Source organism: Rhizobium sp. 21-4511-3d (genome assembly GCF_053522545.1).
In genome coordinates, this window is sequence record NZ_JBNWCF010000001.1 from 1 (window position 1) to 19,583 (window position 19,583).

21 protein-coding genes are annotated in these 19,583 nt (G+C 63.9%); 9 read left to right on the forward strand and 12 right to left on the reverse strand.

Features of this window, described 5'->3' with window-relative positions; genetic code table 11:
• Positions 1-291 precede the first annotated feature (291 nt).
• Positions 292-1,542, reverse strand: a complete 1,251-nt coding sequence (locus ACQZ5H_RS00005; RefSeq protein ID WP_449096353.1) for a class I SAM-dependent RNA methyltransferase — start codon at positions 1,540-1,542, stop codon at positions 292-294.
• Positions 1,539-2,285 (reverse strand): TlyA family RNA methyltransferase, encoded by a 747-nt coding sequence (locus tag ACQZ5H_RS00010; protein ID WP_449096354.1) that lies wholly within the window; start codon positions 2,283-2,285, stop codon positions 1,539-1,541. The genes ACQZ5H_RS00005 and ACQZ5H_RS00010 overlap by 4 nt, the downstream gene beginning before the upstream one ends.
• 128 nt (positions 2,286-2,413) lie before the next feature.
• Here ACQZ5H_RS00010 and ACQZ5H_RS00015 point away from each other — a divergent pair, with 128 nt between their 5' ends.
• Both ACQZ5H_RS00015 and ACQZ5H_RS00020 read left to right on the forward strand, forming a co-directional pair.
• Positions 2,414-3,421, forward strand: coding sequence for a DUF4424 domain-containing protein (locus ACQZ5H_RS00015; RefSeq protein WP_449096996.1), 1,008 nt, complete (start codon positions 2,414-2,416; stop codon positions 3,419-3,421).
• A gap of 236 nt (positions 3,422-3,657) precedes the next feature.
• Entirely contained in the window at positions 3,658-5,601 is a 1,944-nt protein-coding gene (locus tag ACQZ5H_RS00020) for a methyl-accepting chemotaxis protein (protein ID WP_449096355.1), read from the forward strand.
• 261 nt (positions 5,602-5,862) lie between these two features.
• Here the strand turns inward: ACQZ5H_RS00020 and ACQZ5H_RS00025 are convergent, their stop codons facing one another.
• On the reverse strand, positions 5,863-6,738 hold the full coding sequence (locus ACQZ5H_RS00025; RefSeq protein WP_449096356.1) for an AraC family transcriptional regulator N-terminal domain-containing protein: 876 nt from the start codon (positions 6,736-6,738) through the stop codon (positions 5,863-5,865).
• Between the two features lie 169 nt (positions 6,739-6,907).
• Between ACQZ5H_RS00025 and ACQZ5H_RS00030 the strand changes: the two genes are divergently transcribed.
• Both ACQZ5H_RS00030 and ACQZ5H_RS00035 read left to right on the forward strand, forming a co-directional pair.
• The gene (locus ACQZ5H_RS00030; protein ID WP_449096357.1) at positions 6,908-7,645 is read left to right on the forward strand and encodes an SDR family oxidoreductase; all 738 of its coding nucleotides are present in this window, start codon (positions 6,908-6,910) and stop codon (positions 7,643-7,645) included.
• 2 nt (positions 7,646-7,647) lie between these two features.
• Complete coding sequence (locus ACQZ5H_RS00035; protein ID WP_449096358.1) at positions 7,648-7,977, forward strand: Atu4866 domain-containing protein; 330 nt, start codon at positions 7,648-7,650, stop codon at positions 7,975-7,977.
• 165 nt (positions 7,978-8,142) lie between these two features.
• Here ACQZ5H_RS00035 and dxs read toward each other — a convergent pair whose 3' ends face one another.
• Positions 8,143-10,059, reverse strand: coding sequence for a 1-deoxy-D-xylulose-5-phosphate synthase (dxs, locus tag ACQZ5H_RS00040; protein WP_449096359.1), 1,917 nt, complete (start codon positions 10,057-10,059; stop codon positions 8,143-8,145).
• A 103-nt stretch (positions 10,060-10,162) separates the two neighbouring features.
• On the reverse strand, positions 10,163-11,086 hold the full coding sequence (locus tag ACQZ5H_RS00045; protein ID WP_449096360.1) for a pirin family protein: 924 nt from the start codon (positions 11,084-11,086) through the stop codon (positions 10,163-10,165).
• A gap of 112 nt (positions 11,087-11,198) precedes the next feature.
• On the opposite strand from ACQZ5H_RS00045, the gene ACQZ5H_RS00050 reads away from it, so the two are divergent.
• Together ACQZ5H_RS00050 and ACQZ5H_RS00055 are read left to right on the forward strand one after the other, a co-directional pair.
• Positions 11,199-11,489 carry a toxin-antitoxin system TumE family protein gene (locus ACQZ5H_RS00050; RefSeq protein WP_449096361.1) on the forward strand — a complete coding sequence of 97 codons (291 nt, stop codon included), beginning with the start codon at positions 11,199-11,201 and terminating at the stop codon, positions 11,487-11,489.
• Positions 11,486-11,836, forward strand: a complete 351-nt coding sequence (locus ACQZ5H_RS00055; RefSeq protein ID WP_449096362.1) for an HVO_A0114 family putative DNA-binding protein — start codon at positions 11,486-11,488, stop codon at positions 11,834-11,836. Before ACQZ5H_RS00050 ends, ACQZ5H_RS00055 begins: the two co-directional genes overlap by 4 nt.
• A gap of 5 nt (positions 11,837-11,841) precedes the next feature.
• On the opposite strand, the gene ACQZ5H_RS00060 is transcribed toward ACQZ5H_RS00055, so the two are convergent.
• On the reverse strand, positions 11,842-12,093 hold the full coding sequence (locus ACQZ5H_RS00060; RefSeq protein WP_025582353.1) for an exodeoxyribonuclease VII small subunit: 252 nt from the start codon (positions 12,091-12,093) through the stop codon (positions 11,842-11,844).
• Positions 12,094-12,095: 2 nt separating this feature from the next.
• Positions 12,096-13,031, reverse strand: coding sequence for a histone deacetylase family protein (locus ACQZ5H_RS00065; protein WP_413711088.1), 936 nt, complete (start codon positions 13,029-13,031; stop codon positions 12,096-12,098).
• Positions 13,032-13,194: 163 nt separating this feature from the next.
• On the opposite strand from ACQZ5H_RS00065, the gene ACQZ5H_RS00070 reads away from it, so the two are divergent.
• On the forward strand, positions 13,195-13,596 hold the full coding sequence (locus tag ACQZ5H_RS00070; protein WP_203429476.1) for an acyl-CoA thioesterase: 402 nt from the start codon (positions 13,195-13,197) through the stop codon (positions 13,594-13,596).
• Here ACQZ5H_RS00070 and ACQZ5H_RS00075 read toward each other — a convergent pair.
• Genes ACQZ5H_RS00075 through ACQZ5H_RS00085 form a run of 3 tightly spaced genes read right to left on the reverse strand, consistent with a single transcriptional unit; the run spans position 13,593 to position 15,463 of the window.
• Complete coding sequence (locus ACQZ5H_RS00075; protein ID WP_449096363.1) at positions 13,593-14,156, reverse strand: biotin transporter BioY; 564 nt, start codon at positions 14,154-14,156, stop codon at positions 13,593-13,595. The genes ACQZ5H_RS00070 and ACQZ5H_RS00075 overlap by 4 nt on opposite strands.
• A gap of 24 nt (positions 14,157-14,180) precedes the next feature.
• Positions 14,181-14,789 (reverse strand): CbiQ family ECF transporter T component, encoded by a 609-nt coding sequence (locus ACQZ5H_RS00080; RefSeq protein ID WP_449096364.1) that lies wholly within the window; start codon positions 14,787-14,789, stop codon positions 14,181-14,183.
• Entirely contained in the window at positions 14,789-15,463 is a 675-nt protein-coding gene (locus ACQZ5H_RS00085; protein ID WP_449096365.1) for an energy-coupling factor ABC transporter ATP-binding protein, read from the reverse strand. Before ACQZ5H_RS00085 ends, ACQZ5H_RS00080 begins: the two co-directional genes overlap by 1 nt.
• Before the next feature lie 98 nt (positions 15,464-15,561).
• Here ACQZ5H_RS00085 and ACQZ5H_RS00090 point away from each other — a divergent pair, with 98 nt between their 5' ends.
• Together ACQZ5H_RS00090 and ACQZ5H_RS00095 are read left to right on the forward strand one after the other, a co-directional pair.
• Positions 15,562-16,752 carry a winged helix-turn-helix domain-containing protein gene (locus ACQZ5H_RS00090; protein ID WP_449096366.1) on the forward strand — a complete coding sequence of 397 codons (1,191 nt, stop codon included), beginning with the start codon at positions 15,562-15,564 and terminating at the stop codon, positions 16,750-16,752.
• 259 nt (positions 16,753-17,011) lie between these two features.
• Positions 17,012-17,221 (forward strand): KTSC domain-containing protein, encoded by a 210-nt coding sequence (locus ACQZ5H_RS00095; RefSeq protein ID WP_199626294.1) that lies wholly within the window; start codon positions 17,012-17,014, stop codon positions 17,219-17,221.
• 29 nt (positions 17,222-17,250) lie between these two features.
• On the opposite strand, the gene ribB is transcribed toward ACQZ5H_RS00095, so the two are convergent.
• Together ribB and aroC are read right to left on the reverse strand one after the other, a co-directional pair.
• Positions 17,251-18,354: a 3,4-dihydroxy-2-butanone-4-phosphate synthase gene (ribB, locus tag ACQZ5H_RS00100; RefSeq protein WP_112712939.1), complete on the reverse strand. Its 1,104-nt coding sequence runs from the start codon at positions 18,352-18,354 to the stop codon at positions 17,251-17,253.
• Between the two features lie 11 nt (positions 18,355-18,365).
• Positions 18,366-19,463 carry a chorismate synthase gene (gene aroC, locus ACQZ5H_RS00105; RefSeq protein ID WP_449096367.1) on the reverse strand — a complete coding sequence of 366 codons (1,098 nt, stop codon included), beginning with the start codon at positions 19,461-19,463 and terminating at the stop codon, positions 18,366-18,368.
• Positions 19,464-19,583 lie beyond the last annotated feature (120 nt).

Here is a 19,583-nt window from a genome sequence, read left to right on the forward strand (position 1 = left end):
CCCATGCTCTCCCGCGGGCTTGGTGTCCCAGAGGGGCCTCGGTCTCTCGCTCGCCACCGCGATAGGCATTACAGCCTCGATAGCGGATAAAGGGAAGTTACAAGGGGGTGTTGGCGCGAGCTGCGGACGCGGCGTTCCCTTCTCCCCTCGGGGAGAAGGTGGCCCGAAGGGCCGGATGAGGGGGCCGCACCCGGGGCATCTCCCTCATTCCTCTTCAACGCAGTTTCCCGCGCCCCAGGACTGGGGCGCACTGGATTCCTGTGACAAGCACAGGAATGAGGGAGGCGGCGCCTACTTCTCCAGCGTCGCCACCACTTCCACATGCGCCGTCCAGAGGAACTGGTCGATCGGCGTCACGCTGGTCAGCCGGTAGCCGCCTTCGATCAGGATCGCGAGATCGCGGGCCAGCGTCAGCGGATTGCAGCTGACGGCGACGACCTTCTTGACGGCTGAGCGCGCCAGTTCCTGCGACTGGAATTCGGCGCCGGCACGCGGCGGGTCGAAGACCACGGCGTCGTAATGCTTGAATTCCGCCGTCATCAGCGGACGGCGGAAGAGGTCGCGCTTCTCGACGCTCACCGGCTTCAGCCCCTGCGCCTTGCGGGCAGCGTGATCGAGCGCCGCGAGCGCCTTGTCGTCGCCTTCGACCGCATGGACGCGGCCGATGCGGGCGAGCCGGAGCGAGAAGGTGCCGGAACCGGCGAAGAGATCGGCGATGCGCTTCGCCTTGCCGACATGGGCGACGACGAGTTCCGCCATCGCCTCTTCGGCAGGCTTCGTCGCCTGGGTGAAGCCGCCAGCCGGAGGCGAGACCTGCACGCCGCCGAAATCGACCACCGGCTTCTGCGGCTCGACGAGGATTTCGCCGTTCAGCGACACGCGGGCGATACCGCGCATGCCGAGCACGGTCTCGACAGCCTTGCGGCGCTGCTGGTCGGGAAGCTTCTTGATGCCGTCGACGGCGAGGTCGAGGCCGGAGAGCGTCTCCAGCACCGAAATGCGGAAGGCTTCGGCATTCGTCGCCATCGCCGCGCCGATCGCCTTGATCGCCGGCAGCCGGGCCATGATCCCCGCCGACGAGATCGGACATTCCTCGATTGCGACGATATGGTGGCTTTCGGCCTGGTTGAAACCGATCAGCATGTCCTTCTCGGTCTTGCGCGCCGCGAAGACGACGCGGCGACGCTCGCCGGGATGGGCGGCAACGAGTTCGCCGACCTCGGCATCGATCCCCTGCGATTTCAGCGCGTTGACCACCAGCTGCCGCTTGAAGGCGCGGTAGGGCGCGTCCGAAAGATGCTGCAGCGTGCAGCCGCCGCAAGTGCCGTTGACGCCGTCGGGGCCGAAATGACGGCAGGCCGGCTCCTGCCGGTCGGGCGAGGCCTTGGCGATCGACATGATCGTGCCCTGGTTCTTGACGCGCGCGATCGCCACCTCCTCGCCCGGCAGTGCGAAAGGCACATAGATCGCGCCATCCCTGCCTTCGGCGATACCGTCGCCCTGTCCGCCGAGTTTCTTGATCGTGACTGTTTCGGTGCTCACGGCTTTATTCCTGCAAGTAGATATTCCTGATTGCCGTCGCCGCCTGCAATCGGCGAGGCGATGAGGCCGAGGCTCTTCCAGCCCATGTCTTCGGTAAACCAGCGCTCCAGCTCTGCGGCCACCGACGGCGCCGAGGAGGGGTCTTTCAACAGGCCACCCTTGCCGATCGCCTCGCGGCCCGCCTCGAATTGCGGCTTGACCAGAAGGGCCGCCTTGGCGCCCGGCTCGGCGATGTCGAGTGCCGGGGCAAGCGCCAGCTTCAGCGAAATGAACGAGACGTCGGAAACCAAGAAGGTCACCGCATGGCCGATATCGTCGGCCATCAGATTGCGGGCGTTCAGCCCCTCTATATTCGTCACGCGCGGATCGGCCGAAATGCGCGGATGCATCTGCCCGTGGCCGACATCGATCGCCGTCACATGCGTCGCACCGCGCTCCAGCAGCACTTCCGTAAAGCCGCCGGTCGAAGCGCCGACGTCAAGACAGTGATGCCCGGCCGGATCGAGCCGGAAGTGGTCGAGCGCCGCTGTCAGCTTCAGTGCGGCGCGCGAGACGTAATCCTGCGCCGGATCGTCGATTTCGATCTCGGCCGTTTCGGCAAACAGCGCGCCCGGCTTGGTGACGACCTTGCCGCCCACCTTCACGGTGCCGCGGTCGATGGCATCGCGCGCCCGCGAGCGGCTGGCAAAAAGACCGAGGCTGACGAGCAGCTGGTCGAGACGTTGTGGGTTCTGATCGGACATTGGCAGTCCATGACTGGCAAAACCCGCGCTTGCAAGCCTTTTGTTTGCACCGGCGCCGTTGACGCCCGCCGGCACCCGGCGATAATTCCGGCTCCGGTCATGGGGTAGGGGAGTGAGACGGCATGCCGATATCGAGAAGCATGGCTCTGATCGCCGCCGTCCTGACTGCCGCCCCGGCGCTCGCCAACGATACGATGGCCGAGCTGAAGACCGGCGGTCTCACCTTCGTCGAGTCGCCTGATGTCAGCATGGAGAGCGAGGCGCTCTTCATCTCGGCCAGGGAGGTGCGCGTCGATTACGTCTTCGAAAACAGCGCCGGCAAGGATGTCGAGACCCTCGTCGCCTTCCCGATGCCGGATCTGCCGGGCCATGTGGAGAGCGATATCGCCATCGCCGATTCCGGCAAGGACAATTTCCTTGATTTCACCGTGATGCAGGACGGCAAGCCGATCACGCCGGCGCTACAGCAGCGGGCGATCGCCGCCAGCATCGACGTCACCGATGACCTGAAGGCGCAGAACATTCCGCCGCTCCCTTATGCCGAAGGCACGGCCGAGGCGCTTGAAAAGCTCCCCGACGCGGTCAAGCAGGACTGGCTCTCCCGAGGCCTGCTCTACGACGACGTCTATGACAATGACGGCAGCGGCATGAAGCATCACATGACGCCGCTCTGGACGCTGCGCTCCACCTACTGGTGGAAGACCGTCTTTCCGGCCAGGGCGAAGGTGACGGTCTCGCACCGCTACACGCCGAGCGTCGGCGGCACGGTGGCAATCAGCTTCCTGGAGGAGGGGCAGGCCAAGGGTGACCGCTTTGCAGAATATAATAGCCGCTACTGCATGGACGGAGGCTTCGTCAAAGCGGCGCAGAAACTTGCGAAGGCTGAGGCGAATGGCGGCCCGAACTATACCGAAAGCTGGATTTCCTACATCCTGAAGACCGGCGCCAACTGGAACGGCCCGATCAAAAGCTTCAAGCTGACGCTGGATAAGGGCGACCCGAAAAACCTCATCAGCTTCTGCGGCTCGACCGTCAAGAAAACCGGCCCGACGACATTCGAGATGACGGCGGCGGATTTCTGGCCGGAGCGGGATCTCGATATTCTGATCCTCAACGCGCCCGGGCAGGTCCAGTAAGCGTCGGGGTGGCGCAATATCGCCATCCCCTATTTTTGTGCGGTGCAAACTTAAACAATTTTAAAGCCCGGCCGCCTAGGTTCGCCCCGATTGCAGTGGTTCGCCTGAATCGCTTTTGCCATGACGGCACGCATTTTCTGCCCGCAAATCATGTTCCTCCCAAATTTCTTAGCCTGCTGCCGTCGCCCCGCGGTGGCCCGATCAGACACGCCGATTATTTGCCAGGAGAATTACCGGTGTTCGCCAATATCTCACTCAAGGGGAAGCTTGCGGCCACGTTCGCAGCCCTCATCGTCATTTTCGTTGCCGTCTCGTCCTTCGTCTATATGAAGGCAAACGCCTCCGCTGAGGCCTCCGCACAGCAGGAAAAATCCGAGCTGCTCGTCAACCAGGTAGACGACGCGCTGCAGGCCATGCTCGAGCAGGCCGTCAATCTGCGCGGCTTCATCCTCTTCCGCTCCGACAGCACCTATGGCGATATCTTCGCCAACCGCGAGCGCATGCTCAAGGCGATTGCCGCCGCCAAGCAAACCGCTGCCGGCGAGCCCGAAATCCTCGACATGATCGACGGCATGCAGAAGGCTGCCGACATCTATTTCCATGAGCTCGCCGAGCCGCAGGCCAAGGCCCGCAAGGAAACCGAAACCCCGATCGCCGATGTCGTCAAGATCGGCGTCAACGCCACCAAGGGCCAGCTCGACGGCTTCCGTCAGGCTTCCGCCAAGATCAAGGCTGCCGCCCGCGACAAGTCCGCGTCGCTCGCCGCCATCCAGGCCGATGCCGATAGCGACCTGAACAGCACGCTGCTCTTCGGTGGTATCGGCGCCTCGCTCGCCGCTGCCGTTCTCGCATGGCTGTTGTCGCGCGCCATCGTCCAGCCGATCATCGGCATGACGACGGCGATGAGCCGCCTTGCCGACGGCCATCACAATGTCGACGTTCCCGCCCTCGACCGCCGCGACGAAGTCGGCCGCATGGCCCAGTCGGTTCTGGTCTTCAAGGATGCGGCTGCCGAAAAGCTCCGCCTCGCTGGCGAAACCGACCGCATGCGCAGCGATGCCGAGCGTCAGCGCCAGTTCTCCGACGAGGAGAAGGCCCGCGAAGCCGCCGACATCCGCTTCGTCGTCGATGGCCTGGCAACCGGCCTCTCGAACCTCGCAAACGGCGATGTCGCAAGCCGCATCACCACGCCGTTCTCCGCCCAGTTCGACGGTCTGCGCACCGACTTCAACAATGCCGCCGGCAAGCTGCAGGCGACCCTGCAGTCCGTTGGCCGCAACGCTTCGGCGATCAATGCCGGCGCCGGTGAAATCCGTTCGGCCGCCGATGATCTCGCCCGCCGCACCGAGCAGCAGGCCGCAGCCGTCGAAGAGACCGCAGCAGCTCTCGAACAGGTCACCACCACCGTTCGCGACAGCGCCAAGCGCGCCGAAGATGTCGGCCAGCTTGTCGAGCGCGCCCGCCTCGGCGCCGAGCGCTCCGGCGACGTCGTCCGCAAGGCCGTCACCGCCATGGAGCAGATCGAGAAGTCCTCGGGCGAGATCGGCAACATCATCGGCGTCATCGACGACATCGCCTTCCAGACCAACCTGCTCGCGCTGAACGCCGGTGTCGAAGCCGCGCGTGCCGGTGAAGCAGGCAAGGGCTTTGCTGTCGTCGCCCAGGAAGTTCGCGAACTGGCCCAGCGTTCCGCAAACGCTGCGAAGGAAATCAAGGCGCTGATCAACACCTCGGGCGAGCAGGTCAGCACCGGCGTTTCGCTGGTCGACCAGACCGGCAAGGCGCTGGCCGAGATCGTCACCGAGGTGCAGGAGATCAACCGCCACGTCGGCGCGATCGTCACCGCCACTCGCGAACAGTCCGTCGGCCTGCAGGAGATCAACACTGCGGTCAACAACATGGACCAGGGCACCCAGCAGAACGCCGCCATGGTCGAGGAACAGACGGCCGCCAGCCACTCGCTGGCCCTGGAAGCTGCATCGCTGGATGCCCTCCTGCACCAGTTCAAGCTCGGTGCCGCCGCAGCCGTTGCCGTCGCCCCGCGCGCCGCCATCGCCCAGCCGGCCTCCCGCCCGGTCGCCTCTCCGGCCCGCGCACTGAACAACCGCGTCGCCAGCGCCTTTGGCGGCCGCGCTGCAACGGCCGCTGCTGCCGTGCAGGAAGATTGGGAAGAGTTTTGAGACCAGCCTGATTGTTTGAAACGGGGCCTCCGGGGGAAACTTCGGGGGCCTTTTTGTTTTGGGCGTTTGCGGGTGTGGCCCCCTCATCCGGCTGCCGCCACCTTCTCCCCGAGGGGAGAAGGGGAGTGCGGCGCTCGCTCGCTCGCCCGCTCAGCTATGAGAACGAAAGGCCTGCTCCAAACTCGAGCTTCCCCTCTCCCTTGGGGGAGAGGGCAGGGTGAGGGGGCTCCAGGCGCGACGTTAGCGGCTGGGGCTACGATCCTACCCCGCCACAACCCGCATCCGCTCCACATCCCGTCGCGGCGGCACGCTATGCACGCGCACATAATCCCGGCTGAACTGCGAAGGGCTATCATAGCCCACCCGAAAGCCCGCCTCCGCCGCCGTCAGCCCCTCGGTCACCATCAGCCGCCGCGCCTCCTGCAATCTCAGCTGCGTGCGAAACTGCAGCGGGCTCATAGCCATCACCGATTTGAAATGCTCGTAGAAGGTCGAGGCGCTCATACCCGCCACCGAGGCAAGATGCTCGATCGCGAAGGGCTCGCTGAAATTCTTCCGGATGAAATCGACGGCCCGGCCGATCTGGTTCAGCCGGCTCTCGCGATTGGCGATCTGCCTCAGCAGCGGCGCCTGCGGGCCGCGGATCAGGCGGTAGAGCATCTCGCGCTCGATCATCGGCGCCAGGATACCAGCATCCTCGGGCGCATCCAGCAACTGCAGCATCCGCACCGCCGCATCAAGCAGCTCCGGCGTCGAAGCGCTGACGCCGGCTGCCGCACTCTCACTCGCCTTGCCGTCCGCCGCGGGCATCAGCTCCGCCAGCATGCCGCGATCGAGCTGCACCCGCATGCAGAGATAGGGCCGGTCAGCGCTCGCCTCGACGACGGCGCCGATCACGGGCAGGTCGACACCGACGACGAGATAATGGGCGCTGTCATAGACGTGCACCCGGTCTCCCACCACCGCGCGCTTCCGCCCCTGCGCGACGATGCAGCAGGAGGGCTCGTACATCGTGTGGATCGGCTCGGTCTTGGCCGAGGATCGTATGATCCCGACGCGCGGTAGGGCGGTGTCGAAGCTGCCATCAGTTCCGGCATGGCGATCGATCAATTCTGCAAGCTGGGCAATCTTTTCCATTGCAGCAGGATGAATGGCAGCGGCGCAAATGCCAAGCCGTGATGCACCGCTTCCGGAAGATCGTGCAAGAAATCCGGAGAAGCCTGCTACCGGCCGGTGCCATCAAGCGAGCATCTTCTGCCGGGGCCGCGATTGGCGGCCGTCACAGCCACAGCATGAGGAAGAAGACATGACCGGCATCCAAGGCAAGACAGTTCTGATCACTGGCGCCAGCAGCGGCATCGGCGCCGCAACCGCCCGCGAACTCGGCGCCGCCGGCGCCAGGCTCGTCATCGGCGCAAGGCGCACCGACCGGCTGGAGGCGCTCGCAACCGAAATCCGCAATCAAGGCGGCACCGTCGAATTCCGCGCCCTCGACGTCACCGACCGCACCGATATGGAGGTTTTCGCCAAGTCGGCGGTCGATGCCTTCGGCCGCATCGACGTTCTCGTCAACAATGCCGGCGTCATGCCGCTATCGCTGATGTCGTCGCTGAAGGTCGAGGAATGGGACCGGATGATCGACGTCAATATCAAGGGCGTGCTCTATGGTATCGCCGCCGTGCTGCCCATCATGAATGCGCAGGAAAGCGGTCAGATCATCAACGTCTCCTCGATTGGCGGCCTTGCGGTGTCGCCGACCGCGGCGGTCTATTGCGCCACCAAGTTTGCGGTGCGGGCGATTTCGGATGGCCTGCGCCAGGAGAACCGCAAGCTCCGCGTCACCTGCATCAATCCCGGCGTCGTCGAATCCGAGCTCGCCAGCACCATCACCGAGCCCTTCGCGAAGGATGCCATGGCCACCTACCGCGCCATCGCGCTGCAGGGCGATGCGATCGCCCGCGCCATCCGCTTCGCGATCGAGCAGCCCGACGATGTCGATACCAACGAGATCACCATCCGCCCCACCGCCAACGCGGCGATCTGACCATGCGCGGGCTCTCTCTGATAACAGGCGCCGCCCTCTGCGGCGCCACCCTTGCCTTCGCCAATGACCAGGAGACGACAATGCAGACCCATTCCTATATCGGCATGTGGATCACCGCCGACGGCCATATCCGCCAGGAGCTACTGCCGAACGGCCGCTACGACGAAGCCCGCGGCACCCGCAAGAGCGCCTACCGGGGGCGCTACGAGGTAGAGGGCGACCATATCGAATACTGGGACGACACCGGCTTCACCGCCGACGGCGATTTCGTCGGCGGCAACGTGCTGCATCATGGCGGGATGGTGTTTTATCGGGATGGGATGGTTGAGTAGCTCTGACGCGGAGGTGGTGCCCGCGGCCCCCTCATCCGGCCCTATGGGCCACCTTCTCCCCGCGGGGGAGAAGGGATCGGAGACGTTGCGGCAATTCCCTTCTCCTCTCGGGGAGAAGGTGCCCGAAGGGCGGATGAGGGGGCTCCGGGTAGGAAAGTTTCAGACTTACCCAGCAACCCCCACCGCAACACCACGGCCAAGCGCCCGGAACACCGTCGAAACGATCCCGGCGCGATCGAGCCCTGCATGGGCATTCATCGCCTCGGGCTTCGCCTGCTCCATCCAGATATCGGGCATCACAAGCGAGCGAACCTTCAGCCCGTTGTCGAGCAGGCCTTCCATCGTCAGGAACTGCATGACGTGGCTGCCGAAGCCGCCGACGGAGCCTTCCTCGATGGTGATGAGGATTTCGTGGTGGGCGGCGAGCTGGCGGATCAGGTCGTGATCGAGCGGCTTGGCAAAGCGCGCGTCGGCAACGGTGGTAGACAGACCGGCCGCATCGAGATCCTCGGCTGCGAGCAGGCTGTCGGCGAGGCGGGTGCCGAAGGAGAGCAGCGCCACCTTGGTGCCTTCCTTGACGATCCGGCCCTTACCGATCTGCAGGATTTCACCGCGAACGGGCATTTCTACGCCGACACCTTCGCCGCGCGGATAGCGGAACGAGATCGGACCGGCATCATAGGCAGCCGCCGTGCGCACCATATGCTTCAGCTCCGCCTCGTCGGCCGCCGCCATCACGACGAAGCCCGGCAGTGCCGCCAGGAAAGTCGTGTCGAAGGAACCGGCATGCGTCGGCCCGTCGGCGCCGACGAAGCCGGCACGGTCGATCGGGAAGCGCACCGGCAGGCCCTGGATCGCCACGTCGTGGACGACCTGGTCATAGGCGCGCTGCAGGAAGGTGGAATAGAGCGCGGCGAACGGCTTGTAGCCTTCGGCGGCGAGACCGGCGGCGAAGGTCACCGCATGCTGCTCGGCAATGCCGACATCGAAACAGCGGGCCGGATAGAGGCTCGCCAGCTTGTCAAGGCCGGTACCGTTCGGCATCGCTGCGGTGATGCCGACGATCTTGTCGTCGAGCTCGGCTTCCTGCACCAGCGCTTCGGCAAACACGCTCGTATAGCTCGGCGCATTCGGCTTCACCTTCGCCTGGGCGCCGGTGATGACGTCGAACTTGTTGACGCCGTGATACTTGTCGGCGGCAGCTTCGGCCGGCGGATAGCCCTTGCCCTTCTGCGTTACGACATGGATCAGCACCGGGCCTTCGGCATGATCGCGAACATTGCGCAGCACCGGCAAGAGGTGCTCGAAGGAGTGACCGTCGATCGGGCCGATATGGTAGAAGCCCATCTCCTCGAACATCGTGCCGCCGGTCACATAGCCCCGCGCGTGCTCGACGGCGCGGGTAATCGCGCGGTCGACCTTCTTGCCGAGATAGGCGGTCAGCTTCTTGCCGAAATCGCGGAAGCCCATGTATGTGCGCCCGGACGCCAGACGCGCCAGATAGGCGCTCATCGCGCCGGTCGGCGGAGCGATCGACATGTCGTTGTCGTTGAGGATGACGATCAGCCGCGCGTCGAGAGCACCGGCATTGTTCAGCGCCTCATAGGCCATGCCGGCCGACATGGCGCCGTCGCCGATGACGGCGATCACGCGCTTGTCGGTCTGGTCGAGCTCGGCGGCGACGGCCATGCCAAGACCGGCGGAAATCGAGGTCGAGGAATGCGCGGCGCCGAAGGGGTCGTATTCGCTCTCGGCCCGGCGGGTGAAGCCGGAGAGACCGTTTTCCTGGCGCAGCGTGCGGATGCGGTCGCGGCGGCCGGTCAGGATCTTGTGCGGATAACACTGGTGCCCCACATCGAAGATCAGCCGGTCGTCGGGCGTATTGAAAACGCTGTGGATGGCGATCGTCAGCTCGACGACGCCAAGCCCTGCACCCAGATGTCCGCCAGTGCGCGACACGGCGTCGATCATCTCGTCGCGAACCTCGCGTGCGAGCTGCGGCAGCTCGCGGTCATCGAGCTTGCGCAGGTCGGCTGGAAGCTTGACCTGATCGAGCAGCGGTGTCTTCGGCGGTTGTGTCACGGGCGGGCGCTCTTTCTTATCATTCTCGGAGATGCTTATTCCGATTAAATTGCGGCGAAACAAGTGCGTTTCAAGAACCGCAACCGCTCCATTCTAGAGAAGTTCAGCCTTCAGGCAAAGGCACGAATTCCTCTTCATCCCCCGGAACGATGTCGAAACGGCCGGTGCGCCATTCTTCCTTGGCCTTCTCGATCCGCTCTTTCGACGAAGAGACAAAGTTCCACCAGATATAGCGCTTGGAATTCAGTGCCGCACCCCCGAAGAGCATCAGGTGACAGCCCTGTTCACCCGCCTCGAGCGTGATGGCATCGCCGGGACGGAATACCAGCAGCTGATCGGCCGCAAACCGGTCGCCGGCAATCACCACTTCGCCGGAGAGAACATAGACGGCGCGTTCTTCATGCGCAGCGCCGAAGGGGAATTTCGATCCCGGCTGCAGGCTGATATCGGCATAGAGCGTATCGGTGAAAACCTTCACCGGCGACTTCAGCCCCTCGAAGGAGCCGATCACCACGCGCCCGGTCACCCCGCCATCGTCGATAACAGGCATGTCGCCCTTTTCGGTATGGGTGAACTCCGGGTTCATCTCTTCCTTTTCATCGGGCAGCGCCAGCCAGGTCTGCAGCCCGGACATCGCCAGCGGATGTCCGCGCAGGTTGTCGGGCGTCCGCTCCGAATGCACGATCCCGCGCCCCGCGGTCATCAGGTTGATATCGCCCGGCCGGATCACCTTCTCGGTGCCGAGGCTGTCGAGATGGCGGATCTCGCCGTCGAAGAGATAGGTCACCGTCGAAAGCCCGATATGCGGATGCGGCTTCACATCCAGCGCCTCGTCGGGCCTGAGGATCGCCGGCCCCATCCGGTCGAAGAAGATGAACGGCCCCACCAGCCGCCGCTGCCTGGTCGGCAGCGCGCGACGCACCTGAAACCCGCCGATATCGCTGGTGCGCGGAATGATCAGATTCTCGATCGCATCACAGGCAAAGGCATCGCCGGGGAGGGGATCTTTACCGGGGAAGAAGGACATGGCGGTTCTCCAAGCGGGATTTGCCGCCAACCTAAACAGTTCGGCGAGGCGGTGGTAGCGAAAGTTTCTATGTCGCTTGACGACATATGTCATGTAATGACATATTTACGCGATGAAAGCCGAGCGCGTCATTCGCGAACGCATCGTTTTCGGTGACGGCGCGATACTCGAAATGAAAGTCTGGCGTGTTCCCGTGCAGGTGCCCGGTTCCCGGCACATGCTGAAATACTCGCTTTTCTACGGCAGGCCGGGCGAGCGGCTGATCGGCTATGACAACGAGCGCGGCAAGGGCGACCATCGCCATTGTGGCGAGCGCGAGGAAGCTTACACCTTCGTCTCGATCGAGCAGATGCTTCTGGATTTTCAGGCCGACGTCGAAAGGCTGAGAGGAGAACGGATATGAGCAAGGATATCGAACTGCATATCGGCGGCTCCTTCGCGGACGCGGCCAAGCGCGTCGCCGATGCCTGGCATCGAGCCGAAGCAGGCGAGACGGTCTCCGAGGATCATCTCACCTTCGTTGGCTGGGACGCCTTTTCGCGCACGATGACGGCCAAGCGGCTGGAGCTGCTGCGTCACCTCCACCGGCATCCGCAGACGAGCATTTCGGCACTGGCGAAAAGCCTGAGGCGCGATTATCGCCGGGTGCACGAGGATGTCGAAATTCTCTCCGAAGCCGGATTGATCGAGCGGGATGGAAACGGTCTGCGCACCGGCTATGACGAAATCAGAACGGTGATCGCCCTCTAGGCCAGTCAAGCCCCGTCGAGAGGCTCCACGCCCTGCGGCTTGCCAGAGCGGTCGAGGCGGATCTTCTCGATGCGGTTTTCCGCGGCCGAGAGCAGGGTTTCGCAATGCTTCTTCAGCGCTTCGCCGCGCTCGTAGATCTCGATGGATTCGTCCAGCGCCACGTCGCCGCGTTCCAGGCGCGCGACGATGCTTTCGAGTTCGGCCACGGCCTTTTCGAAGGAAAGACCTGAAACCTCAGGCTTGGCGCTGTCAGTCATACTCAACCCTTCATCAATCGAAGCACATGTAGCCCGGCCGATTCGGCCAGACCTTCGAGATCATAGCCGCCTTCCAGCAGGCTGACGACCCGGTTGGAGGCGCTTTTGTCGGCTATCTCCAGCAATCTTCCGGTTGCCCAGTCGAAATCCTCGCCGACGAGATTGATCTGCGCCAGGGGATCGCGGTGATGGGCGTCGAAGCCGGCGGAGATGATGATCAGGTCCGGCCGGAAGTCGTTGAGCGCCGGCAGCACGCGGGACTTGAAGGCCTCGCGGAAATGGTCGCTGCCGACATTCGGCGAGAGCGGCGCATTGACGATCGTGCCGTGCTTACCGCTTTCGTCCTTGGCGCCGGAGCCCGGATAGAGCGGCATCTGGTGGGTCGAGCAGAACAGAACCGAGGGATCGTCCCAGAAGATGTCCTGCGTGCCGTTACCGTGATGCACGTCCCAATCGACGATCGCGACGCGCTCGGCGCCGTAGCGCTTCTGTGCATGGCGGGCGGCAATCGCGGCATTGTTGAAGAAGCAGAAGCCCATCGCCTTGTTCTTCTCGGCGTGATGGCCGGGCGGACGGGCCGCGACGAAGACATTGTCGGCCTTGCCGGTGAAGACGTCGTCGACGGCAGCCATCGCCCCGCCGACGCCGGTCAAGACCGCCTGCAGGCTCTTGGCGCTGGCATAGGTATCGGCTTCCAGCTGGTTGATTTCGCCTTCTTCTTCCGGGATCTGCCGCATCACGGCGAAAAGGTGCTCTTCGGGATGGGCCAACAGCACCGCGTCCTCATTGGCCTGCGGCGCCTCCTTGCGGTCCAGCCGCTCGAAATTCGGATGGCCGAGCGCGACATTGATGGCGCGCATGCGGTCCGGCCGCTCCGGATGGCCGTCGGGCGTCACATGTTCGAGGAAGATCGGATGTTCGTAAAGACGGGTGCTCATGGCGAAATACTTATCCTCTGGCCCTGTCATGATCCACAGCAGATGGTGCTGAGGCGGGCTATTTCAACAGACACATGCTGTCGCAACCACGTCACGGCAAGCGTTTACTTCACCTCGGGCCGGGCCTAGTCTTGCTCGTGATGGCAGGGGGAGCCGGAAGACGATGGTGAAGGCAGCGCGCTCGAACAGAGAGCAGATCCGCATTCCGTTCCGTGACGTGGACATGAACGGGCAGATGTTTCTCGCCTCATACATCTCCTATGCCGAATCCGCGCTCGCCGGTTTCTGGTCGATGCGGCCGGAACTCGCCGATGAGCCGCTCTACATTGCCTGCAAGGTTTCCTGCACGCTGCACCGCCCGCTGCGATACGAAGAGGACGCGGTCTTCACCGCCGCCGTCGACAAGATCGGCCTGAGGTCCGTCGGCTTCGTGGTCGCCGTCGATGCGGATGGAGAGCGTGCCGCCGAAGTGGAGATCACCTGGCAGGCCCGCAGCCGCGAGATCGGCGAGCCGGTGTCGCTGCCTGAAGAGACGCGCGACTGGCTCTACACGTTCCTCGATTAGGCGCGAACCGGCAACAGCGGATAGCCGACCATGACGGCGCGGCCGACGAGGGCTGCGACGAAGGCCTTGGCGACATCGCCGGGCACGAAGGCCATGGAGCCGACAAAGGCCGGCTCGAGGCTGACACCACCGGCAATCGCCAGATAGATGATCCCGAAGGCATAGAGCACGACAATCCCGCCGATCATCGCCGACAGGAAGAAGCCGACGGTCTGGACGAGACCGGACTGCTCGGCCTTGACGAGGCGCTCGCTGAGATAGCCGGTCGTGAAGGCGGCAAACAGCCAGCCGATCAGGAAGCCGGTGGTCGGCGCCGCAAAGGCGGCAAGTCCGCCGCGGCCGCCCGAAAGAACCGGCAGGCCGATGGCCACGAGCACCCAGACGATGAGCACGGCGATGGAGCCGCGGCGCGCGCCGAGCACGACACCGGCCATCATCACGCCCATCGACTGCGCGGTGATCGGCACCGGAATGAAGCCGAGGGTGATCGGCGGCAGGATGCCGAGCGCCACGATGATCGCGGCAAAAAGGGCAGACAAGACGAGGTCGCGGGTGCTCATTATGGGCTCCGTGTTTACGATCGGTTAACTGACATGCCGCCGAATGCCGCGCGCGTCAATCGCCGCGGCAATGTTATCCGCATCTCTGAGGGTGAGGATGATTAGCGGCGCAAGCAGCGTCACCGGCCGCACCTTGATGCCGCGTGCCGCATGCGCTTCCTTGATCGCCTGATAGCGGCCGAGGATCTCAGGCACGAAACGCACCACCAGCCCGACGGCGAGACCGACATCATTGGCCTGCACCAGCCCGATCCGCTCGAGCGGCCGCGCCAGCAGGGTAATCTCGTCGATGAGCTCGGCAATCGTCGTCGTGGCGGTCACGGCCGCCGCAAAGAACATCAGCGATGTCAGCCGCAGCAGCGCCACGACCGCGCCATGCCAGGGATTGAAGGCAAGGCTGAACAGCGCGACAATGGCGATCGTCAGCAGTACCGGCTTCAGCCGGTCGAGCGCCTGCGCAAGCGGAATGCCGAGCCGGAAATAGATGGCCGCCGTCGCCAGTACCGCCAGCGACAGCAGCGGTATCTCGCGCGTCGTGAACAGGATGACGCCGAGGATCGCGAGCACCGCGAGCTTGGCACGCGCCGGCAGGCGGTGCATGACGCTCTCTCCCTCGACATAGAGCGATTGCATCAGCCGGCGATCTCCCTGTAGCGCGCGATCGCCTCGGCGGCTGGCGCATCGGCGGCAAGCGTGCCCTCGTGGAAGACCAGCACCCGGCCGAAATCGGCGATCAGCTCGAGGTCATGGGTGATGACGATCGCATTTTCCGGCAGCCCCTCGATCAGCCGTTGCACCAGCGCCCGGTTCTTGAGGTCGAGCTGGTTGGTCGGCTCGTCGAGGATGAGAATATCAGGCCCGGTGACCAGCACCGCTGCCAGAGCCGCAATCTGCAACTCGCCGCCGGAAAGTTCATGCGCCCGGCGGGGCGCCAGATGCGCGGCGCCGAAACGTGAGAGGACGGCTTCGACCTTCGCCTCGATCTCGCCCTTCGCAACGCCGCGGCTCTTCAGCCCGAAGGCGATGTCGTCCTTCACAACAGGCAGGATGATCTGGTTCTGCGGCTGCTGGAAGATGAAGCCGACATCGGAAAGCGCGCCGCGCTCGCCCGCCGTATCGCGGCCATTGACGAGAACGCGTCCGGCCGTCGGCTTCGCCAAGCCGTTGATCAGCCGCGCGAAGGTGGTCTTGCCGGAGCCGTTCAGGCCGATGATGCCGATGCGGTTTTCGCTCAGCTGCAAGGTCAGCGGTGCCAGCGCCTGGCGCGCGCCATAGCTGACCGAAGCCCCTTCGAAACGGATGTCCAAATGCAGTCCCTCATCCTTCTGGCGCTCGCTTCTATAGCGGCGGCGGCAAAAGTGCAAAAGCGGGTGGCTAGGAAGATTTTCCGGCATATGATGCCGTCATGACGAATCTGCTCTCGAATGCCGATGCCCGCCGCGTCTTCATCGCCAAGCAGGGCCTGAGTACTCCGCCCAACCGCGCCTTGACCAAGGACGGGCTTCTGCAGCTCATCCACGATCTCGGCTTCGTCCAGGTCGACAGCATCCAGACGGTGGAACGTGCCCACCACCAGATCCTGTTCTCCCGCAACCAGACTTACCGGCGCGAACACCTGACCTCGCTGCTGGAGAAGGATGGCGCCCTCTTCGAACACTGGACGCATGACGCCTCGATCCTGCCGAGCAGCTTCTTCAAGTACTGGAAGCACAAGTTCGTCCAGCAGGAGGAGGTGCTGGTCGAGCGCTGGCGCAAATGGCAGGGCGAGGGCTTCGAACACGCTTTCGAGGAAACCTATGACCGCGTCGTCCAGAACGGCGCGATCCTGGCGCGGGACATCAAGGCGGACGATCACGTTTCCGGCGGCTGGTGGAACTGGCATCCGAACAAGACCGCACTCGAATATTTCTGGCACACCGGCAAGTTCGCCATCGCCGGGCGCTCGAATTTCCAGAAGATCTACGACCTCGTCGAGCGCGTCATCCCCGATGAGTTCCGCGAGCAGGAAGTCAGCCGCGAGGAGTTTGTCGACTGGGCCTGCCGCAGCGCGTTGACGCGTCTGGGCTTTGCCACATCAGGCGAGATAGCGGCCTTCTGGCGCCTGATCTCGCCGGAGGAAGCGAAGGCCTGGGTCACCGCGCATCGCGACGAACTCACCGAAATCATCATCGAACCCGCGCTTGGCGGCAAGCCACGCCACTCCTGGGCGCTCGCGGAATTTCCGGCAGAGATCGCCGATTTCCCCGAGCCGCCGGCCCGCATCCGCGTGCTCAGCCCCTTCGACCCGATGATCCGCGACCGCAACCGTACCGAACGCCTGTTCGGCTTCTTCTACCGCATCGAGATCTTCGTGCCCGAGCCGAAGCGTGAATACGGCTACTACGTCTTCCCGCTGCTCGAAGGCGATAAACTCATCGGCCGCATCGACATGAAGGCTGACAGGAAGAAGGGCACGCTGGATGTGAAGCGTCTGTGGCTTGAGCCGGGTGTGCGGGCCTCCGCCGGACGTCTCGACAGGCTTGCTGCCGAGCTCGACCGCGTCGCCCGCTTTGCCGGCGTGGAGCGCGTGATCCTTGCTGACGGCTGGCTCGGGTAGCCAATGCCAATTGATTGGATTTTAAGAAGTTTTTTCGAAATTACTCGACGTTAATCTTGACGTCGGTTTACCATGCCCGTGCCGAACTTGTTAAACACCGTTCCCCTACGGTTGGCGCATGAAAACGCACCCCATCAGATACGCCGCATGGTTGGCTTGGAACGACCTGGGCCGCAGGGTCAGGGCTCTGATCCGCAACCGCCGCGACGCCCGTGCCGCGGCGGCCTCAACTGTCTCAATGGGCGAACAGCGAGAGCCGATGAAGCCGGTCGCGGTAAAGTCGGCGCTGATCGACGCGGTCTATTTCAGCCAGCAGGACGGCCGTCTTCGCGTCTGCCTTAGCAACGGCGAGGACCGGACTTTCGAGGGCGTCAACGAGGCGCATGTCATCGCCATGGTCACCTCGCAGTCACCGGGCAAATATTACATGCGCAACGTCCGCCCCCGCTTCAAGCGTATCGCTGCCTGAGTGCGGGCGTTTAAGCATATCTGCTGTGATCAGCCGAGTTCAGTCTTGGTGATCTTGATCCCAAAACCCTCGAGCCCGACATAGTGCCGCTCGCGGGTGGTCAAGAGCTTGATCGAGGTCACGCCGAGATCCTTCAGGATCTGTGCGCCGAGACCGATTTCCAGCCATTCGCTCTCGCGCGTTGCTGCCTCGGCGTGCGACTCGCGGCCCTGGCTGCGGGCCTTGCGGCCGTTGTCGATATGGCCGACGCCGACGGAGCCTTCGCGCAGATACACGATGATGCCGCGGCCTTCCTCGGCGATCTTCTGCATATAGTGGTCGACAGGGCTCTTCTTGCCGAACAGGTCCTCGGCGACGTTCTCAGGATGCAGGCGCACCGGAATGTCGATGCCGTCGCGGATGTCACCGAAGACGACGGCGAGGTGCTGCATCGGGTCCCAGGGCAGCGAGTAGGTATGGGCCTTGGCCTTGCCGAAAGGGGTCTCGATGTCGAAGCTCTGGCCGAGCTCGATCAGCGTTTCCTTGCGCTGGCGGTAGGCGATCAGATCGGCGACCGAAACCTGCTTGAGGCCGTGTTCTTCCGCAAAGCTGCTCACCTGGGGGCCGCGCATCACGGTGCCGTTGTCATTGACGAGCTCGCTGATGACGCCGATCAACGGCAGGCCGGCGAGCTTGCAGAGGTCGACCGCGGCTTCCGTATGGCCGGAGCGCATCAGCACGCCGCCTTCGCGGGCGATCAGCGGAAAGATGTGGCCGGGACGGACGAAATCGGCCGCACCCACATTCGGGTTGGCGAGGTTGCGCACCGTCAGCGTCCGGTCGTCGGCGGAAATGCCCGTCGTCGTGCCATGCTTGAAGTCGACCGAAACGGTGAAGGCCGTCGTATGCGCCGAGTCGTTTTCGGCGACCATGGCGTTCAGGTTCAGGCGCTTGGCCTCTTCCTTCGGCATCGGCGTGCAGACGATGCCGGACGTGTGGCGGACGATGAAGGCCATCTTCTCCGGCGTGCAATGCACGGCAGCGACGATCAGGTCGCCTTCGTTCTCGCGGTCATCGTCGTCCATGACGACAACGATCTCGCCGGCTTCGAAGGCACGGATGGCATCGACGACACGCTTCTGATCGTAAGGCATGGGGGTAATTCCTATTTCAACCGGCCGGTCTGGCCGCGGTCGCGGAGATAGTGATCGGCAATGGCGCATGCAACCATCGCCTCGCCGATCGGCACGGCGCGGATGCCGACGCAGGGGTCGTGACGGCCCTTGGTGCGCACCTCGACATTCTTGCCGTCGGCATCGATCGACTGGCGCTCGGTCAGGATCGAGGAGGTCGGCTTGATGGCGAAGCGGGCGATGACCGGCTGGCCGGTGGAAATGCCGCCCAGGATGCCGCCGGCGTGGTTGGAGAGGAACAGCGGCTTGCCGTCATTGCCCATCCGCATCTCGTCGGCATTCTCTTCGCCGGTGATTTCCGCCGCGCCGAAGCCGTTGCCGATCTCGACACCCTTGACGGCGTTGATCGACATCAGGAGCGAGGCGATGTCCTGATCGAGCTTGGCATAGATCGGTGCGCCCAAGCCTGCCGGCACATTCTCGGCAACCACCTCGACGACGGCGCCGACGGACGAGCCATTTTTGCGGATGCCGTCGAGATATTCTTCCCAGACCGGAACGATCGCCGGATCAGGCGCAAAGAACGGGTTCTGGTCGACCTGATCCCAGTCCCAGTTCTGGCGGTTGATCTTGTGTTTGCCGATCTGGATCAGCGCCGCACGCACCTTCATGTCGGGAACGACGAGACGGGCAATGCCGCCGGCGGCAACACGGGCCGCAGTTTCGCGCGCCGAGGAGCGCCCGCCGCCGCGATAGTCGCGGATGCCGTATTTCACGTCATAGGTATAGTCGGCATGGCCCGGCCGATACTGGCGGGCGATCTCGCCGTAATCCTTGGAGCGCTGGTCGGTGTTCTCGATCAGCATGGAGATCGGAGTACCCGTCGAGATCATCGTCTCGCCGTCCTCGTCCAGCATCACGCCGGAGAGCACCTTGACGAGGTCGGCCTCGCGGCGCTGGGTGACGAAACGCGACTGGCCGGGCTTGCGCTTGTCGAGCCAGACCTGGATGTCCTCGAGCTTGAAGCGCAGGCCGGGCGGCGTGCCGTCGACGACGCAGCCGAGGGCCGGCCCATGGCTTTCGCCCCAGGTCGTGACGCGGAAAAGATGACCGAATGTATTATGCGACATGTGGTACCGACCAATGCGCGCCGCACGGACCGTTGCCGGCAGCGCCAACCTTTAGAATTCGGGGTCACTCATAGGCCAAAAAGCCAGGCGGGCAAACGCCTTTCTTTGCCGAAATGCGGC

Coding starts and splice junctions, on each gene's coding strand:
- ACQZ5H_RS00010 (WP_449096354.1), bottom strand. CDS start 2,285: ATGTCCGATCAGAACCCACAACGTCTCGACCAGCTGCTCGTCAGCCTC.
- ACQZ5H_RS00025 (WP_449096356.1), bottom strand. CDS start 6,738: ATGGAAAAGATTGCCCAGCTTGCAGAATTGATCGATCGCCATGCCGGA.
- ACQZ5H_RS00030 (WP_449096357.1), top strand. CDS start 6,908: ATGACCGGCATCCAAGGCAAGACAGTTCTGATCACTGGCGCCAGCAGC.
- ACQZ5H_RS00035 (WP_449096358.1), top strand. CDS start 7,648: ATGCGCGGGCTCTCTCTGATAACAGGCGCCGCCCTCTGCGGCGCCACC.
- ACQZ5H_RS00045 (WP_449096360.1), bottom strand. CDS start 11,086: ATGTCCTTCTTCCCCGGTAAAGATCCCCTCCCCGGCGATGCCTTTGCC.
- ACQZ5H_RS00050 (WP_449096361.1), top strand. CDS start 11,199: ATGAAAGCCGAGCGCGTCATTCGCGAACGCATCGTTTTCGGTGACGGC.
- ACQZ5H_RS00055 (WP_449096362.1), top strand. CDS start 11,486: ATGAGCAAGGATATCGAACTGCATATCGGCGGCTCCTTCGCGGACGCG.
- ACQZ5H_RS00060 (WP_025582353.1), bottom strand. CDS start 12,093: ATGACTGACAGCGCCAAGCCTGAGGTTTCAGGTCTTTCCTTCGAAAAG.
- ACQZ5H_RS00065 (WP_413711088.1), bottom strand. CDS start 13,031: ATGAGCACCCGTCTTTACGAACATCCGATCTTCCTCGAACATGTGACG.
- ACQZ5H_RS00070 (WP_203429476.1), top strand. CDS start 13,195: ATGGTGAAGGCAGCGCGCTCGAACAGAGAGCAGATCCGCATTCCGTTC.
- ACQZ5H_RS00075 (WP_449096363.1), bottom strand. CDS start 14,156: ATGAGCACCCGCGACCTCGTCTTGTCTGCCCTTTTTGCCGCGATCATC.
- ACQZ5H_RS00080 (WP_449096364.1), bottom strand. CDS start 14,789: ATGCAATCGCTCTATGTCGAGGGAGAGAGCGTCATGCACCGCCTGCCG.
- ACQZ5H_RS00090 (WP_449096366.1), top strand. CDS start 15,562: ATGACGAATCTGCTCTCGAATGCCGATGCCCGCCGCGTCTTCATCGCC.
- ACQZ5H_RS00095 (WP_199626294.1), top strand. CDS start 17,012: ATGAAGCCGGTCGCGGTAAAGTCGGCGCTGATCGACGCGGTCTATTTC.
- ribB (WP_112712939.1), bottom strand. CDS start 18,354: ATGCCTTACGATCAGAAGCGTGTCGTCGATGCCATCCGTGCCTTCGAA.
- aroC (WP_449096367.1), bottom strand. CDS start 19,463: ATGTCGCATAATACATTCGGTCATCTTTTCCGCGTCACGACCTGGGGC.